Below are 17,237 nucleotides of genomic sequence, written 5' to 3'. Positions count from 1 at the left end.
GCAACCTGGGTTGGAAAGAATTTCTTTACCACCGGGCAACCGCGCGCGCGCCTTGACCTTAATGGCCTCCCCAGGAAGACTGCGGGGGGATGCGCCCGAGCGCAAGCCCGCCGGCCGTAATCGCATGCTATCGGCGCTTGGCTTTTCCTTCGCTGCGGCATAGGCTATAGCCTTACCGACATGAAGAAGAACAGCGCAAAGGTCCGTTCCGGCCTGCTCGCCGCGGGCAACTGGATCATAGATCAGGTCAAGATGATTGATGTGTATCCGCAGCCGGAGCAGCTCGCGAATATCCGCAGCCAATCCGAGGGCACTGGAGGCGCTCCCTACAATGTCCTGATTGATCTCGCCAAGTCCGGCCCTCCTTTCCCGCTCTCCGCGGCGGGCCTCGTCGGCCAGGATGCCCTGGGCCAACACATCCTGGATGACTGCCGCCGCCACAAGATTGATGTGCAACACCTGCGAACCACCCCCAAAGCGCCCACATCCTACACCGATGTGATGACCGAAGTGGGCCACGGACGGCGGACGTTCTTCCATGCGCGCGGGGCAAACGCGCTCTGGCGCGGCGACGACCTGGATTTCAAGAAAATCAACGTCCGCATCTTTCACCTGGGGTATCTGTTGCTGCTCGACGCGCTGGACCAGCCGGACCCGCGGTTCGGCACCAAGGCCGCGCGCCTGCTGGCCCGCGCACAGGCGGCCGGAGTCAAGACCAGCGTGGACGTGGTCAGCGAAGACAGCGACCGGTTCGCTCGCATCGTCAACCCGGCGCTGAAGCACGTGGATTATTGCATCCTCAATGAGATCGAGGCGGGCAAGACGACCGGATTCAAGATCCGGCCGCCGGGCGGCCCGTTGGACACGGTAGCATTGCGACATGCGGCCGGGGCGCTGCTCCAGCAGGGGGTCCGCGAACTGGTGGTGGTCCATTTCCCGGAAGGGGCATTTGCCCGCACGCGCAAGGGGGAGGACTTCTGGCAGCCGTCGCTCAAACTGCCCCCGAAGTACATCGCCGGCACGGCCGGGGCGGGCGATGCCTTCTGCGCTGGCGTGTTATACGGGCTGCATGAAGGATGGGAACTGCAGCGGTGCCTGCTGACGGGGGTGTGCATTGCCGCAGCCTCGCTGGCGGATGCCACGTGCACCGCGGGCGTCAAATCGCTCAACTCCTCGCTGGCCCTCGCCCGCAAGCTCGGCTTCGGCGAGCCCTTGAACGGGACCGACTAGGCTGTCCGGCAAAGCACGCCTGGGGGCAGGTGCGGCAGCCCAATTCGACGCCGCGTGATGGGTATTGCCTCATGCCGTGCGCAAGCGGTAATCCTATGCGCTCATGAGCGCAAATGCTACGCATTCTTCGGGCGGACGCCGCAAGTTTCTGCTGACCGGGCTAATCTCCCTTGTCGCCGGGCTGCTCGGTCTTCGCAAAACCACCGCCGCCGCCGTCACCTCCAGCGGTGATCCGGTCACCACTCGCATGCGGCTGGGGCAGCCCCCCGGCCAACCCCTCGACACCATGCTCCTGTTCGAGCGCGGCGACGAGAACAACGGCCGAGCCATGACCCATGAAGTGCTGTCGCTCATCCACCAGGAAAAGGGCAAGCACTCGTATCCCTGGACGCTGTATGCCAGCCTGGAAACGCACCACGAGACGGGCGACGCCTGCGTTGTCTGCTCCCGCCTGCACAAGCACGGCCCGGGCTGGTCCACTGGCCTGCATTCCGAGGTCTTCAACCATGGCCGGGGCGTGGCTTTGGGAGTCAATATCGAGATGAGCAATGATTACCCCGGCGCCGAGCAGACAGTGATCGCCGGGCTCAACATCCAGGCCGTCGGCGGCCCCGTGCCCATGCAATACGGCATTCAAATCCACGACGGCGCCAATCACTTCCAGACCGCCATCCACCTCCCCGGCAAAGGCGCAACCGGCATTGACCTGCCCGGCGCTTTCCAGACGGGGCTAAACCTGCACAACAACAACATCCGGCTGAATGAAGGCGCGTGCGTCGAGCTGGATGGCAAAGGCAAGATCAAGCTCCGCTACCGGAAAAACCGCATCGAGTTCCTTAACGGCGACCACTGTTTCGCCCACCTGGACGTCAACGCCAAAGACCACGCGCTGTAGCGTTGGCGCTCAGGTGGCGGTGTCAGCTCCCTCCGGCGGGGGGCTGCTTGTTGCCGGTTTCGCCGCTCTCTCCCGCCGCGGCGAGCGGTTTGGCAGACCACTCCTCCACCAGGCGGTAGCTGACCGCCAGCAGGGTGGGTCCAAGGAAGACCCCGATGAGCCCGAAGGCAATCGCTCCGCCCAGGACGCCGAAAAAGATCAAAACGAACGGCATGCTGCTCCCCTGGCTGATGAGCCAGGGCTTGACGAAGTTGTCGAGGTTGGCGACGACCAGACCCCAGATTACCATGAAGATGGCCCAGCCGGTGGAGCCCTGGTTAAAGAGCCAGAGAGCCGCCGGCCCCCAGACAAGCGCGGTGCCTACGACGGGCACGACGGAGACGAAGAAGGTCAGCAGCGCCAGCAAGGCGGCGCCGGGCAGGCCGGCAATGAGGTACCCGATCCCCGCCACAGTGGCTTGCGCCAGGGAGGTCCCGAGAATGCCATAGACCACGCCGCGGACCGTCTTGCCCGCCACGCCGAGCAAATGTTGGCCCCGCTCGCCCCCGATGCGTTGAACCGAGGCGGTCAAGCGCTGCCCGACCGATACTCCGTCGCGGAACAGGAAGAAAGCGATGAAGATGCTCAAGGCCAGTTCGAGCAGACCCGCCAGCAGACCCCTTCCCAGCGCCAGCCCGGTCTTGAGCACACGGGCAGTCACCGGCTCGATGAAGCGCTGCGCCTCCGACCAGAGCTTAGCCGTGTCTTGTGCCAGGCTCTGCCAATACTCGGTGGCCCGTTCTCCAACAACAGGCACCTTGGCCAGCCACTCAGGCGGGGCGGGCGGCCCGCTGCCAACCCAACTGCGCGTTGCCGCGGTAAGTTCCTTGAGATTACTGGCGAGCGTCGTGCCTACGATCACAAAGGGCACCAGGAGCACCAGCACCATGCCCAGGGTCATCAGGGAGGCGGCCAGCGTCCGCCGATTGCCGAGCAACTGGAGCAACCGGTGGTGAAGCGGCCAGGTTGAAAAACAGAGCACCACCGCCCAGAGCAAGGCCGAAGCAAATGGGCGCAGCACGACCAGGCAGCCGACAGCCAAGGCCAGGAGGACAGCCCAACCAAGGTTCTGTTCCAACTTCGAGCGCAGTTTGTTCATAGGCGTAGGTCCAACGGATCGGCCGAACCGCCAGGCTGCCCCGCCCGGCATCGCGCCATTCCCGTGGCCCCTTTGCAGAGAATAGTGCATCGCCGAGACGATGCACAGCCTAATCAGTGGAAGACCGTCGTGACGAAGCGCCTGACACCCTTGGTGAACGTAAACTCGGACACCGAACGCCAGGACGTGCGGAACGACTCGGCGACCCGGGCAGCAATCACGCCCAGGTCCCCATCGCACCGCACCAGCGGAGAGGGTTGCCGGCGCCGATTGTAGTCAAGGTAGCTCTGCGTCTCGGCGACATAACAGACGACGTGCACCTCGTTCGGCATGTAGACCGCCACCAGCCGGGGGGAGTAGCCTTTCTCGCGCAACAGATCGGCGGCCAGCGTGGCGAAGTCGTCGCAATCGCCGGAACGGCTGGCCAGAAACGCCTCGGGTTGGCGGACCTGCCGGTTCGCCTCAAACTTGAAGTCGGCGAAGTATGCTATCAGCCGCTCCGGCGTCAGCTTGGGGTCGGCCCGCAATTCCGCAAGGGTCACCGCCCTCGCCCATCCGGCCGACAGCAGGCAGCCGAGGAATGCCAGACTGCCGAGCAACGACACGAAACGCCTGGGTAAACCCGTCCAAGGTCGTGTTGGACCGGGCCGGCTGAATCGCTGAAACGAGACGATGGGCACTGCGGTATCTGTCTAACAGGAACCATCATAATCAGATCGGAGCACCGAAGTCAACGCCAAATGGCATCTGGTATGCTAATGAAGCATATTCACTTATCTAAAATATCACTTGCAGCCGCCACGGACCAGGCGGAGGTTACCTGCAGGTCAAGAGGGAACCTGAGAGCAAGAACACGAAACGTGAACCTAAGAGAAAGGCAAGCAGTATGAAGATACGAAGCAGAAACATGATGCCATGGCTGGCTGCCGCAGCCTGCCTGACTTTGGTCCTTGGCGCCAAAGCGGTGGGCGAGGCAGATAGTGCCAAGGCTTCACCCTCTCAGAAGGAGTGTTCCGATTCCCAAGCCAGCGATCAGCAGACGCGGTCTGGGGATATGTCGGCCCAGAGTTCTCACCCAGTCCGCGCCGAGGGCGCGCCAACCCAGTGCAACAAGGCCAGCGGCATTCTCGGCATGGATGTGCGCAACCAGAAGGATGAGCGCCTTGGGCACATCAAAGACCTGGTGATTGACTGGAAGAATGAACAAGTCTCCTACGCGGTCATCAACACCGCGTCCAAGGGACTGCTGGGCATGGGTGGGAAATTGCTGGCGGTGCCATTGACCGCACTGACGGCCAGTTCCGACCACAGTCATCTGATCCTCAATGCCGACAAGGAGAGGGTCGAGGCGGCAACTGGCTTCGACGCGAACAACTGGCCCAGTGTGCACAATCCAAGCTGGGGCGCTGAACCGTTCTGGCAAGCCCAAACCGGGAAGTCCGCCCTCCCCAGCCAACCCGCTAAGGCATTGGACATAAAGGCAAGCCCGGGCACGAAGTCGGAGCCCGATTCTGAAATGGATCGGGGCGAAGAACCCGATTAAGACCGTTAGCCGGGACCGGACGCAAGTCCGAAAACGCGATAACCATCCACGGCATTCCAGGCCGGAATGCCGGCCCCCCCTCGCGGAATACCCGCCGTAGCTTCTGCCGGCTGCAAGTCGGCAGAGCGGCGGGCGAGGTGGGGCGTGCGCTCATCTGGCGCGGGCTGATCGAACAAGGTGAACCCTCACACGCTCCGGCGGCGTTCAACCAGCCGGACTGCGCCATTGCCACAGGCGCCTGCCCCGTTTTCGCGATTGGCAGGCGGCGCTCGGACTGGCATAAGTTCGTGTAGAAACTTATAGACATGTCCGCACGCGCGATTACCAAGCTCTTGTGCCTGACGACGCTGGCCCTTGTGGTGCTGGGCAGTGGCTGCTCGATCAAGCGAATGGCGGTCAACAAGGTGGGCGACGCCCTCACGGGCGGGGGCGCCACGTTCGCCTCCGACGACGACCCCGAGTTGGTGAAGGCCGCAGTTCCTTTCAGTCTCAAGCTGATGGAAAGCCTGCTGAACGAGAATCCGCGTCACGAGGGGTTGCTGCTGGCCGCCTGCAGCGGGTTCACCGAATATGCCTACGCCTTTGTGCAGCAGGACGCCGATGAGGCTGAGGACGAGGATTTCACCGCTGCCGAAGAAATGCGCGCGCGCGCCCGGCGCCTGTATCTGCGCGCCCGTAACTATGGTCTGCGCGGCCTGGAAGTCCGGCACAAGGGCTTCGAGCAGGCCCTTCGGGCCGACGCCAGGAAGGCAGCGGGCGCGGCGACGAAGGGAGACGTGGCCTTGCTGTACTGGACCAGCCTGTCCTGGGCGGCGGCCGTCTCCCTTTCGAAGGACAATCCTGATCTGATCGCCGACCTGCCGCTGGTGGAGGCGATGATGGATCGGGCGCTGGCGTTGGACGAGGCGTTCGACCATGGCGCCATCCATGGCTACTTCATCACCTACGAGATGAGCCGTACCGGAGGGACGGGGGATCCCGCCGCCCGCTCGCGACAGCATTTCGAACGGGCGCTGACGCTCAGCGGCGGCCAGCAGGCAAGCCCCATGGTCTCCTTCGCCGAGGCGGTCTGCGTGCAGCAACAGGACCTGAAACAGTTTGAGTCCCTGCTGCGTCAGGCGCTGGCCATCAACCCGGACGCCAGGCCCGAGTGGCGCCTGGCTAACCTCGTGATGCAGCGCCGCGCCAAATGGCTGCTGTCCCGCACCGACCAGCTCTTCCTCAACGCCAGTCCTGCAGGGGAGCAGCAATCCGGCCCCCAGGAGAAGTAACTACCGATGAACACAGATATACCCAGGTCCAATAACACCCCCAATAGAGCCGCCTCTCAACTATCGCGCCAGGCGCCCCACCGTTCCGAACCACTGTGCCCATTTGTGTCCCTCCGTGCTTTGATCCGGGTCACCGTCTGGGTAGCCCTGAGCCTGGCGCTGGGTGCCCCCAACCTCCACGCGGCTGGGAAGACCACCCGCCTGAAACTTGGCACGATTGCCCCGGCCGGCACCTCTTACCACAAGAGCCTCCAGTCCATGGGCGAGAAATGGCGCAAAGCCTCGGACGGCGCCGTGCAACTGGTGATCTTCCCCGGCGGCACGCAGGGAAGCGAAGCGGATATGGTGGGCCTGATGCAGACCGGCAACCTGGACGCCGCCATGATCACCGCCGAAGGTCTGTCGCAAATTGACAAGGACGCCACGGCGTTGCAGATCATGCCCATGGCTTTCCGCAACCTGGAGGAGGTGGATTACCTCAACGAAAAGCTGCGCCCGAAGCTCGAAGCAAAGTTGTCCGCCAAGGGCTACCTCGTGCTGTTCTGGAGCGACTCAGGCTGGGTGCGCTTCTTCTCGAAGTCGCCCGTGGTGTATCCCGATGACCTGCGCAAGTTGAAGGTTTTCTCCTGGGCGGGCAATGCCAACCAGTTTGACCTGTGGAAAGCCAGCGGTTTCAGCCCGGTGGAGCTGGAAACTTCCGGCATCGCCCAGGGGCTGTTATCGGGCACCATCAGCGCGGTGCCCACCGTTCCTATCTTCGCCCTGGCGGCGCAGTTGGACACGCAGGCCAGGCACATGCTCGAAATCAACTGGGGGCCGCTTGTGGGCGCCGCGGTCGTGACGAAGAGAAGTTGGAACCGGGTGCCGGCCGCCGCTCGCGACGCCATGCTCAAGATCGCCGACGAAACCGGCCAGCAGATCAAGACCGCCGGTCGGGCGGAAAACGACGCTGCCGTGGCTGCCATGGTCAAGCGCGGACTGGTCGTCCACCCAATGACGCCGGAAGCGGAGGCCAAATGGCTGGATGCCATCGACAAGGTGAAGGACCAAATCCCCGGCAAGATTGTGCCGGCAGACACGTTCGACGAGGCTCAGCGCCTGCTGAAGCAGCGTCGCGCCGGAACGGCAAGTAAATGAAGGGCTCGAAGCCGCGTGGAGGCCGGGTGCGCTCGGCGAGGGCGCCTTGGGACCAGGTTGAAAGGACGTGGTGAGCACCATCGCCCTCCCTGGTTCGGAACTGCCTGGCGCGCCCGATCCGGCGCAGCGCACGGGCCTGCGGCGTGTTGCTTGCCTGAGTGAGAACCTGCTCCTCGTGATCGCGCTGGCGGTCATGCTCTTGCTGCCGGTCGTCGAGATCCTCCTGCGCCACTTGTTCAACACTGGCGTCTCGGGTTCCAGCGCAATCGTCCAGCACCTGACGCTGATTGTCGGGATGCTCGGCGGCGCGGTCGCGGCGCGGGAACGGCGCCTGTTGGCGCTCTCGCCTGTGCAGACCTTGCTCAGCGGCCGGGCGCGCGCGGCGGCGCAGATCTTCAGCAGTGGCTTTGCCGCGGCGATTTGCGGCTTCCTGTGCGTCGCCAGCATTCAGTATGTGCTGGCGGTGAAGCCGCTGGGCAAAATTCTCGTGTATGGCGTCCCGGTCTGGGTCGTTCAGCTGATCCTGCCGCTGGGCTTCGGCCTGGTTACGCTGCGCTTGATTTGGCACGCGACGGGGACCTGGCTCGGACGCGGCCTTGCCTTGTCGCTGGCGGCGGCGCTGGCAGCCGTGGCGATCTGGTCGCCGATCTCACCGGCCCAGGTGGAAGTTCCCGCCCTGATCGCGCTCGGGATAGCGACGTTGCTGGGCGCGCCCGTGTTCACTGCCCTGGGCGGCGCGGCGTTGATCCTGTTCTGGGGCAACGAGCTGCCCATCCAAGCCGTCCCGCTCAAGCATTACAGCCTCACCACCAACGACCTGCTGCCCAGCATCCCCATCTTCACGCTGGCGGGCTATTTCCTCGCCGAAAGTGGCGCTTCTAAACGGCTCGTGCGCGTGTTCCAGGCGCTGGTCGGGCAGTTTCGCGGGGGCCCGGCCATCGTCACTGCGCTGGTCTGCGCGTTCTTCACCTCATTCACCGGCGCGTCCGGCGTGACGATTCTCGCGCTGGGCGGCGTGCTGATGCCGGTGCTGATGGCCGCGCGCTACTCCGAGCGCAACGCCTTGGGCTTGCTTACGGGCGCCGGGTCGCTGGGCATGCTCTTCCCGCCCTGCCTGCCGCTGATTCTCTATGCCATCGTCGCCAACACCAGCGCTCACGCCAACCTGAGCCTCAAGGAGATATTCCTCGGCGGCATCGGCCCCGGCGTCCTGCTCGTCATCATCACCGCCTGGTGGGGCATCCGGAAGGGATCCAGGGAACCCATGGACCGGCCGACCTTCCGCTGGTCCGAAGCCCGCGGCGCGCTCTGGGACGCCAAGTGGGAGCTGCTCATACCCGTCATTGCGATTGTCTCGCTGTTCACTGTGCCGACGATCGTGGAAGCGGCCGCGGTGACGGCCACCAGCGCGCTCATCATCGCGACCGTCATTCATCGTGAGCTGCGCCCATTCCGGGACCTGCCGCGCGTCATCACCGAGTGCGGCCTGTTGGTCGGCGGCGTGTTGTTGATCCTGGGCGTCGCGCTCGGCTTCACCCACTACCTCGTGGACGCGCAGCTCCCGGACAAGCTGGTCGAGTGGGCCACCACGGCGGTTAAATCCAAGTGGCTGTTCCTGCTCGGTCTGAACATCATCCTGCTCTTTGTGGGAGGGCTGGTGGAGATTTACGCGGCCATCATTGTCGTGGTGCCCCTGCTGGTGCCGCTGGGCGTGGCATTCGGCATAGATCCCATCCACCTGGGCATCATCTTCCTGGCCAATATGGAGTTGGGCTTTCTTTGCCCGCCGGTTGGTCTGAACTTGTTGCTCTCCTCGTACCGTTTCAACAAGCCCATGCCCGAGGTCATCCGCGCCACCTTCCCCATGCTTCTGGTCCTGCTCATCGGCGTCCTGCTCATCACCTACTTCCCTCCCCTCACCACCTTCCTGCCAGGGTTGTTCAGGTAAAGCGCAGGAGTCGGCCGGGATACGACCAGAAGGGCTGTTCAAGGGTTCTTGGATGAAGGCGGCCGCGGGCAGCCGCCGTTCAGGTCGCAAACGAAGCTCCAGCCCGGGGTGGCTCCGAAGGTTTTGGGGAGCGCCGGCAAAACCTCCTTGCCTGGGCGGTGTTGGTAGTACAATGAATTGTTGGCAAATGAGAGTGACACAAATGAGAGTGGTGCTGGCGGCACTGGCGATGGCAGGCTTCGCGCTCGTGCTCTTTCTTCAACAGCAACGGGTGGATCGGTTGCGCGCGGAGAACTTAGAACTGCGGAACCAATTAACGGAGGCAGCGGCCACGCGCGCGAGTGCGAAAGCGGAGCCGGCTCCTGCCACAGACACCGCCCTGACGCAGCAGCAGCGGACGGAGTTGTTGCGCCTCCGGGGAGAAGTCACGCGCTTGCGCAATGAGGCGCGCGGCGCCGCTGCCGCCCCGGCGGGCGCCGGCGCATCCTCAGCCAGCGACCAGCCGGCAGCCGGGCTGGCTCCCTTCGTGGCTGCCGCCACAGCCAACGTGGCCAACGGTGAGAGCTTTGCCACCGGCGGCTGGCTCACTGCGCCCGGCTTCCGCACCTTCTTGCTGGCAACACCCAGCCTGGGCAAGAATGATTCCGGGGTCACAGGCGTCAACATCGCCATGTGTTTGCTCAAAATCCCGGAAGGCGAGGTGCCCGAAACGCTTCTGCAGAAGCTCGACCGCCCGTCACCGGCAGAACCACCTGTGTTCACGGGGACTGACGTCGCGTTCTTTACCGATCTGGCCGCGTCGGGCGAGAGCTCTCACATCCTCTCCCGCCCACGCATCGCCACCTCGGACGGTGAAACGGCGAGGCTGTTCATTGGCGAAAACCGCCCGAATCCTGACGGCACACAGCGCCAGATCGGCACCACCATCCAAGTCTCGCCCGAGGTCGCCGCCGACGGTCAGACCATCCGGATGGCCATCAACCTGGAATATACCCCGCCGGATGAAAAGCCATTAAAGCCCTAAGAAACCGGGCCCGTCGCGTGTCATTTTAGCGTGAAACCATTCCATTGCCTCTTCGCGCCAGCCGCTGCCGCCTTGGTGCTCGCCGCAGCCGCAACAGCCCCTGCCGCGCCTGCCAATGAAACGAGCCCTGCCCGCCTGCGTGAGCTGCTAGTGGCCGCCAACTTTGACGAAGCCTTGAAGCTGGCCAAACCGGCCTCCCGACGGTCGGATCAGGCCAACGGCTCCGAAGGCTTCATCCAGACCAACACCCCCATCCTGCTCGACTGGGACCTGTGTATCACCCGGGGCGGCACCAATGCCGCCACCGCCCGTCGCCCCACAGACGTTAACTCTGTGCGCGAAGCGTCTGGAGTGCGGGGTATCCCCCCACTCTCGAAGCTTGTGGTAGCGCCGACAGCGCCCCGCCCTCACATCAGCCGCTACCCCTGGCTCGAATTTGTCCCCGCCTCCAACGGCCCTGCCGCCAAAGTGCACCTGCAGGTTGATTCCTATCCCAGAACCGCGTGGAAGATCCGGTTGCAGTGGGTGGACCGGTTCGGCGCCTTTGTCGTCGTTCACCACAAGCAGGAACAGGTCATCGAAAACTCGGGCACCATCGAGAGAATCCCCCACCTCGAGAATCTCACAGCCACCTTTCCCTCGAGTCCCAAGGCCAAGGGGGCGCTCTACCAGATCAGCATCGAGACCTCCTGGACCGAGCAAGGCAACCCCGTCCGTTGGGACGAAGCCATGCCGCTCACGCTCGACCTGCCGACGGCCGAGCAGTCGCTGGTCTTCCGTGCCGAGTCGCTAACCCTGCAAAAGACCAACGACTCGGTCCAGGCGTCCGTGCTGGCTGGGGTCGTCTCCTGGCCGAAGAGCCGCTGGCGCCTGGCCCTCAAACTCTCGGACGCGGAAGGCAACGAGGCCGGAAGCGCAGAGCACATCGTTGAGAACCTCGGCGTGATCCTCGGGTACCCGCTCCACTCCTGGGAGACCTTCCAGTTTGCCATTCCCGGCGGCCTCCAGCTTCTGTCCACGGCGCAGCGCTGGACGCTCCGCATCGAGGCCCTGCCCCGGGACCCGGGCAAATAGCCATCCATCCCGCGAGCACGGGCTCCTACTGCCTCGCCTTGGCGTCCAACTCCTCCAGCTTCAGCCGCACGCTGACGATGTAGGGCAGCTCGCCCTTTGTCCAGTGGCCGTAGGTCGTCGTCACGATCGTCCCGTCCGGCAGCACCTCCACGCCGGGGTACGCGCAATCCGCCCCCTTGGTGTTGTGCATCAGCCGCACGCGATACTGGCCCTCCGTCCCCCTAACGATGTCCTCGTAATTGCCCACCCACGCCACCCAATCGTTTCTGGTCGGCGACTCCAGCGTGGTGTCGCGGAATGAGATGAACAGCCGGCCGTCGGGCGCGTACTTGGCGGTGTGCCGGTCGCCGGTCAGCGCCCCGGGCAGCTCGCGCGGCTGGGTCCACGTCAGACCCTCGTCCCGGGTGAAGATGACATAGCTGTTCTTCTTCCGCAGGTTCTCGCGCAGCAGCACGGCAATCTCCTTGCCGTCCGGCGACCGCACCGCGCCCGGCTCGCACAATTTCACGTCCGGCAGCATGGCGATGGGGATTGGCACGCTCCAAGTCAGTCCGCCGTCCGTGCTGCGGGTTTGGTACACAAAGAAGCACCACGGTTTGGCGGCGGGCGAGCTATATTCGCTGTGGGGGCTCTTCGCTTGGTGCTTCACTTCGTTGCCGCCTATCAGGAATCGCCCGTCGTCATGGAACAGGGCCATGTAGTGGCCCGGCCCGGTCTTCAATGGCACGCACGAAGCCATAGCCACCACGCCTCCAAAGTTGCCGATTGGATTCAATTCACTCCAGTTCCCGCCGTCATCCTCGCTCACCGCCATCCGGATCGGGTAGAGCCCCGAGAACATGATCAGCCGCTTCTTGCCGGCGGCATCCACCGTCCGGTAAATGGTCGGCACCTCCATCGAAGTTACCCAGCTCTTCGGCACCGGCAACCGCTCGCTCCAGGTCAGGCCCCCGTCCATGCTGCGCTTATACACAATCGCCCCGCGCCCGTGCGCCTTGGGATACACAATCAGCATCGTCTTTCCATCCTCCAGCAGCACCGTGGTCGGGTGCCCCAAATACTGCCCCGCCTCCCGGTCCACGATCACCTGCCGCTGCGTCTCCTTCGACAGATCAATGATGGGTATGGAATATCCGCGCGGCGGCGTCTGTGCCAGACCGGCAACCACTCCCAGGATCACACCGGCAACCAGGCAGGAGAATATCTTCATGAACGCAGGTTCATGCCAAGTCGCCCGCCGCCTCAAGCCAAAACCGTCCGGTCCCCAACGCCGGAAACGCCAGCGCCCCCGCAAACCTCGAGTCCGTCTTGGACTGCGGTGGCAGAGCGGAGCGACGACACCGCTTTTCCTGATCGTTCGCCTGCCCCAGCGCCGCCGCACCACCCCAAAGCGCCGTGGTCGCTGCGCTTTGCCGGCGCACTCCGAAAGCCGTGGCTGCGGCATCAGCCGCCCGCCACCACCCGCTCCGGGCTTGACGCCGTCCGGCCCGCCGCTCCAAAGTCGGCCACGACGCTAATTCGTCCTACAGTTGTGGCCTTGCCTGAGTTCAAGTTCCCACGTCACAATGGCAGCCGATGACCGCGCCTCGTTGCCCCCCTCCACCCCGGCTCTTCTGGCTGATGTGCGGTGGGCTTGTCGCGGCGGCAATCGCCATCCCATTTGCGCGACGTGATGACTGGGTCGGCCGACTCTCCTTCATTGTGCTGGCCCTTGTCGCGGTCACGCTCTGGGCAATCCTGCTTAACGGCTTTGTCCGATCCATCCTTGCCTGGGCTCGTGACACACCGGTTGAGCCGGACGACCCCAGAGTGGGTGAGTGTTACCCGGGACACATCTACATGCTTTCCTGGAATCATGAGTCTATTGCAGTGCGGACCCATGCCGGCGACCCAGTGGTCCAGGTCCCGCTCGCCCGGCTTGGGGAGGTCATTGACCTTGACGCGCTCCTGCTTGCGGATGACCTCACGGTCAGGACACCGCAAACACCGGTTACCTTTCCCAAATCGCGATCCGAACGCCACAAGCTCCTCCGGCTGCTGGGCGATGTGGCGAGGTCCGGCGGCGAAGTGCAAGGCGAGGTCGAACTCAGAGCGGCGAAGTTCAGGCGTCAATCCGCGACCTGGTTCCCCATCTCGTTGCTGACGGCCGCTCTGTTACTGCTGCCCATCTTCCTGCTCCCCGACCCGGAACATGTGAACCTCTTGTGGGCCGTTGCTGGCATCGCTTACGCGTTGGCCTGGGGGTGGGCCCTCCGAAGATTTGCGTATGCTGGCGCGTGCTTCTCCGGCGCCCGAAAGCTACGGGCCATGCTGCGGCCAAAGGCGACCACCGATCCGACACACGCGAGGGGCTAAGCCGTCTCCATGCTGTTCCCCCTCACCCGCCCTAAAGGGAACCCTCTCCTCCTCCGAGGGGGAGAGGGCCGGGGTGAGGGTCTGTCCAGTCCTGGAATCGTGCGCTTCCAAGCTGGAAGTGATCTCACTCAATCCCGCGGCCGGGTCAGCGCCTTGCACTCGCTGACCGGAACCCGCATGTCCATGTCGGTCCCGAAATCGCGGTGATCGAGATACTCGGCCGCGCCGCCCGCCACGCGCCCCAGTGCGAAGGTGACAAAGGGCAGGTCCGCCGCCCGTTCCACCGTGATCTTCTTCTCCACCAACAGCGGCCAGGCGCACCCCAGGCACACGCAGGCGAGCGCGGCGTCCACGTTTACCGCGTGCACCTTGGTCGTCACGCCCTGGCTCATAAGCGCGCGCGTGAGGCGGTGGTAGAAGTCGAGGAAGACGTTGTACCAACCCTCCTCCTCCAGGCAGCGGCTGATCACCCGCTCGCGCGGATCGTAGTTGACCGCCTCCTGATTGAACACCGGATGCCCCAGGCAGGGCACCTTCTCGATCTCCACTCCCGCGTCCTTGGCCGCAAGCTTCCGACGCTGGTAATCGGCCGCCTGCGCCTGCGCCAATTGATCGAGGTCCGGCGCCTGCTTCCGGTCATACGGATCGGTCAGCCCGGTGTCGCGGAAGATCCGAATCAGAAACCGCGCCGCCTCCTTGCCGTTGCCTCCATGGACCGAGCCGATGGCCCCCAGCGTCGCCATCATCGCCGTGTTGGGCTCGTTGCCCGCCGAGGCCGCCAGCTTGGCCCCCTGCGCCGAAATCGTTCCCGGCCCGTTCGTGATCGAGGCTGTCAGGCACATCTCGAAGAGCCGGGTCTCGAACTCGTGCGCGGGCGGCGACCCGAGCCACGAAAGCAGCACGCTGTAAGCAAATGAACCCGGCCGCTGCATCAGCGCCGGAAGTGAGTATCCGTAGATCCGCGGCGTGGCGCCGTCGTTGGCGGACGCGTGCGACGCGTGCCGCAGCGGCTGGCGCGTCACCACCCTCCCCAGACCGCCCTTGAGTTGCTGAGCCAGCAGCTTGTCGTAGGGGCTGGGGATGCGCCCCGGCCGCAAGGCCAGCCGCTCCGGCAGCTTAGCCGCCAGCGCGCCCAACTCGACGATCCACGGGTTCAGCGCCAGCGGGCGCAAGGGCTTGAAGTCCGGCTTGATGCGCAACGCCTCCATCAGCACCTGCGCCGCCGGCACCAGCGCGTGCAAGGTCGTCGCGCGCAGGCCGCGCCGGGTCCGTCGAAGACTCCGGCCCGCGGCCTTCGGATCGGCCGGATCAAACGGCGCCACGCCCAGATACTCGTCGAACAGGCGCATCTTGTCCGAGGCCGACGTGCAACGGCCCTCGACCACCGCGCCCGCGTGCCCCAGCGAGATGTTGCGTCCCTCGGCGAACGCGCCGGCCACAAAGACCAGCAGCGGCTTGGAGTACTTGCGCTCGGTCATGAGCTCGATCGCATCGCGCTCGTAAGTCCCGCCGGGCTCGACGTAGAGCACGATCACCTTCGTCCGCTTGTCCCGCTCGGCCAGCACAAGGAAATCGCGCAGCGGCGTCAGAATCAACGGGTCTTTACCTGTCGAAATGCCAAAGGAAACCCCCAGCCCCGCCGACTGGAGATAACCCGCGATCGTGTTCACCATGTTGCCCGAGTTCGAGATGATCGTCGCGCTGCCGGGGATGAACGATTCGGCGGGGGTGTCGCCCCCCACCGCCCCCACTCGGACGCCCGCGCGGGCATTGATCAGACCCAGCGTATTGCACCCGATGATGTCCATCCGCGCCACGTTGCACACGTGCCGGAGCTTGGCGGTTACCTCGACCGACACGTGTTCCGTAATGACGAAGATCGTCTCAACCGTGCCCTCGCCGTTTTCCACCACTTCCTTGACGTCGCCATACACGGCCTCCGGGGGCGAATACACGATCACCTTGTTGGGCCGTTCCCTGGCCGGGAGCGCCTTCATGAGGTCCTCGAACTGCCCGAATACGCGGATGTCCCGGCCGCCGGGCACCCGGATGATCTCCTGGTCCTTGCCCAGCGCCCATCCCCCCACGATGTTGTCGCAATACTGCTGCGAGACAATACTGACCTTCATCGCCTCGCGCCCCGTCACGTTCGAGACGCCCACGCGGTCGCCTTTGTTCAGGAGGCTGCAAAGAGTCGTCGCGATCATGATCTGCCTTTCTGCTTGCGCTGCTCGCACGCGCGCATGAGCGACACGGCGTATTCCGCCACCAGCGTGATTGGCGTGTCGGGGCCGAAAAACACCCGGGGCAGGTTCAGGTTGGCGAGCGTCTTGTTCAGCGCCGCCATCCCCTGCGCCAGGTGCGCCCCGCCCCGGCCCACCACGACCGGGATCGAAACGGGGCCCTTCGCGTCCACGCATTCCTGCAAGGCGTCCGCGATGGCGGAGAAAGTCACGTCAATCAGCGTGTTGTTGGCCTTGCCGCCCAGGATCAGCAGCAGCGCGCAGTGGTGCAGGTGGTGCTCGAAACAAAGCGCCGCGGTCTTCTTCATCCGTTCATACGGCGGGTTGCCGCCGAAGTCCGATAGCAGGATCGGCTCCCCGCCAAGCTGGGTCAGCGTCTCGGTGATGATCGTGCTGGCCCCGCCGCCGAAGAGCAGCGGCAGAATCTTGGTGCCGCCCAGCGACGACACATGCGCCTGGCCCTGGTGGCTCGCCGCCGCCAGCGCATTCATCTCCGCCTCGAACGGCGTCGCCTCCGACGGGTATTCCGGCCAGGCCAGGCCCAGGTCGCGCGCTTTGAAGTTGTGCTCATCGAAGGTGGCCTTGAAGTCGCACGCCCAGATCTGGCCGTCCTTGGTCACGCGCCACGGATTCACCTCGCAGCTCAGCATCCCTGTCGAGATGAACATGTCCCAGAGATTCACAAATACGATGCTCAGCCGCGAGTTCAGCTTGCCCTTCACGCCAAGCTCGGTCAGCGCCTCCGAGACCTGGTAGGCGTTGAGCCCGCGAAACACGCTCAGCGGCACCGTCACCTTGTCCTCCTCCGAGATCGCCTCTACCTCCATCCCGCCCCGGAGCGACACCGTGAACGCGGGCGAAAGCGTGTGGGAACTGTAGCTGATGGCGGTGAAGATCTCCAGGTCCGCCGGCACCGCCTGCACAATGTAGGCGCCGCGGGGGTTTTGGCCGTGTATCTCCTCGGCCGCCACGTCCCGCAGGACCCGCAGCGCGTCGCGAAAATTCTCCACCCGCCGCACCAGGCCCGCCTTCCCGCGCTTCCCGGCCAGCACGTCCGGCTTCACAATGCCCGCCCCCCACCGGCCCAGCCTCTCTCTCAGCTTGGACTCGGTCACCGGCTCGGAGAGATGTTCGGGCACGGGGATCTTGTACAGCGGGGCGAAGTGCTCCAGGAAGACCAACTCGCCTATTCGAGTGCTTGTCATGTCGCGGATATGGGCCAACTGATTGTTGACGCTTTAAGAGTCACGCAGAAGTGCCTGCAGTTGATTTCTACCCGGCCAGTTTGGGGCTACACGGGCTTCCTGGTCAAGCACGCTGACCGCACCCCGCGGCCGGCCCGGGTTGAATCCAGGAAAGCGCCAGCCAGCTGGGAAGCC

The 17,237-nt window shown here is 64.4% G+C and carries 14 protein-coding genes; 9 read left to right on the top strand and 5 right to left on the bottom strand.

The window, feature by feature from the left end:
- The first annotated feature begins 180 nt into the window (after nucleotides 1-180).
- Together P5205_01740 and P5205_01735 are read left to right on the top strand one after the other, a co-directional pair.
- Nucleotides 181-1,230: a carbohydrate kinase family protein gene (locus P5205_01740; GenBank protein ID HSA09068.1), complete on the top strand. Its 1,050-nt coding sequence runs from the start codon at nucleotides 181-183 to the stop codon at nucleotides 1,228-1,230.
- 103 nt (nucleotides 1,231-1,333) lie between these two features.
- On the top strand, nucleotides 1,334-2,125 hold the full coding sequence (locus tag P5205_01735) for a hypothetical protein (GenBank protein ID HSA09067.1): 792 nt from the start codon (nucleotides 1,334-1,336) through the stop codon (nucleotides 2,123-2,125).
- A 22-nt stretch (nucleotides 2,126-2,147) separates the two neighbouring features.
- Here P5205_01735 and P5205_01730 read toward each other — a convergent pair whose 3' ends face one another.
- Together P5205_01730 and P5205_01725 are read right to left on the bottom strand one after the other, a co-directional pair.
- On the bottom strand, nucleotides 2,148-3,263 hold the full coding sequence (locus P5205_01730; protein ID HSA09066.1) for an AI-2E family transporter: 1,116 nt from the start codon (nucleotides 3,261-3,263) through the stop codon (nucleotides 2,148-2,150).
- A gap of 113 nt (nucleotides 3,264-3,376) precedes the next feature.
- On the bottom strand, nucleotides 3,377-3,868 hold the full coding sequence (locus tag P5205_01725) for a transglutaminase domain-containing protein (GenBank protein HSA09065.1): 492 nt from the start codon (nucleotides 3,866-3,868) through the stop codon (nucleotides 3,377-3,379).
- A gap of 281 nt (nucleotides 3,869-4,149) precedes the next feature.
- Here P5205_01725 and P5205_01720 point away from each other — a divergent pair, with 281 nt between their 5' ends.
- From P5205_01720 to P5205_01695, 6 genes are all read left to right on the top strand, one after another.
- Nucleotides 4,150-4,806: a PRC-barrel domain-containing protein gene (locus tag P5205_01720; protein HSA09064.1), complete on the top strand. Its 657-nt coding sequence runs from the start codon at nucleotides 4,150-4,152 to the stop codon at nucleotides 4,804-4,806.
- 305 nt (nucleotides 4,807-5,111) lie between these two features.
- Nucleotides 5,112-6,077, top strand: coding sequence for a TRAP transporter TatT component family protein (locus P5205_01715; protein HSA09063.1), 966 nt, complete (start codon nucleotides 5,112-5,114; stop codon nucleotides 6,075-6,077).
- A gap of 105 nt (nucleotides 6,078-6,182) precedes the next feature.
- Entirely contained in the window at nucleotides 6,183-7,214 is a 1,032-nt protein-coding gene (dctP, locus tag P5205_01710; GenBank protein ID HSA09062.1) for a TRAP transporter substrate-binding protein DctP, read from the top strand.
- Nucleotides 7,215-7,284: 70 nt separating this feature from the next.
- A complete protein-coding gene (locus tag P5205_01705) occupies nucleotides 7,285-9,162 on the top strand; it encodes a TRAP transporter large permease subunit (GenBank protein ID HSA09061.1) in 1,878 nt (625 codons plus the stop codon).
- 187 nt (nucleotides 9,163-9,349) lie between these two features.
- Nucleotides 9,350-10,186 (top strand): hypothetical protein, encoded by an 837-nt coding sequence (locus P5205_01700; protein ID HSA09060.1) that lies wholly within the window; start codon nucleotides 9,350-9,352, stop codon nucleotides 10,184-10,186.
- 30 nt (nucleotides 10,187-10,216) lie between these two features.
- Nucleotides 10,217-11,260, top strand: coding sequence for a hypothetical protein (locus P5205_01695; GenBank protein ID HSA09059.1), 1,044 nt, complete (start codon nucleotides 10,217-10,219; stop codon nucleotides 11,258-11,260).
- Between the two features lie 25 nt (nucleotides 11,261-11,285).
- Here the strand turns inward: P5205_01695 and P5205_01690 are convergent, their stop codons facing one another.
- Nucleotides 11,286-12,470, bottom strand: a complete 1,185-nt coding sequence (locus tag P5205_01690) for a sialidase family protein (protein ID HSA09058.1) — start codon at nucleotides 12,468-12,470, stop codon at nucleotides 11,286-11,288.
- A gap of 365 nt (nucleotides 12,471-12,835) precedes the next feature.
- Between P5205_01690 and P5205_01685 the strand changes: the two genes are divergently transcribed.
- Nucleotides 12,836-13,615, top strand: coding sequence for a hypothetical protein (locus P5205_01685; protein HSA09057.1), 780 nt, complete (start codon nucleotides 12,836-12,838; stop codon nucleotides 13,613-13,615).
- Between the two features lie 128 nt (nucleotides 13,616-13,743).
- On the opposite strand, the gene P5205_01680 is transcribed toward P5205_01685, so the two are convergent.
- Together P5205_01680 and P5205_01675 are read right to left on the bottom strand one after the other, a co-directional pair.
- Nucleotides 13,744-15,822, bottom strand: a complete 2,079-nt coding sequence (locus tag P5205_01680; GenBank protein HSA09056.1) for a citrate/2-methylcitrate synthase — start codon at nucleotides 15,820-15,822, stop codon at nucleotides 13,744-13,746.
- On the bottom strand, nucleotides 15,819-17,063 hold the full coding sequence (locus P5205_01675) for an ATP citrate lyase citrate-binding domain-containing protein (protein ID HSA09055.1): 1,245 nt from the start codon (nucleotides 17,061-17,063) through the stop codon (nucleotides 15,819-15,821). The genes P5205_01680 and P5205_01675 overlap by 4 nt, the downstream gene beginning before the upstream one ends.
- Between the last annotated feature and the right edge of the window lie 174 nt (nucleotides 17,064-17,237).

The organism is Candidatus Paceibacterota bacterium (genome assembly GCA_035452965.1).
Taxonomy (GTDB): domain Bacteria; phylum Verrucomicrobiota; class Verrucomicrobiia; order Limisphaerales; family UBA8199; genus UBA8199.
This window is presented reverse-complemented; position numbering and strand designations above follow the sequence as displayed.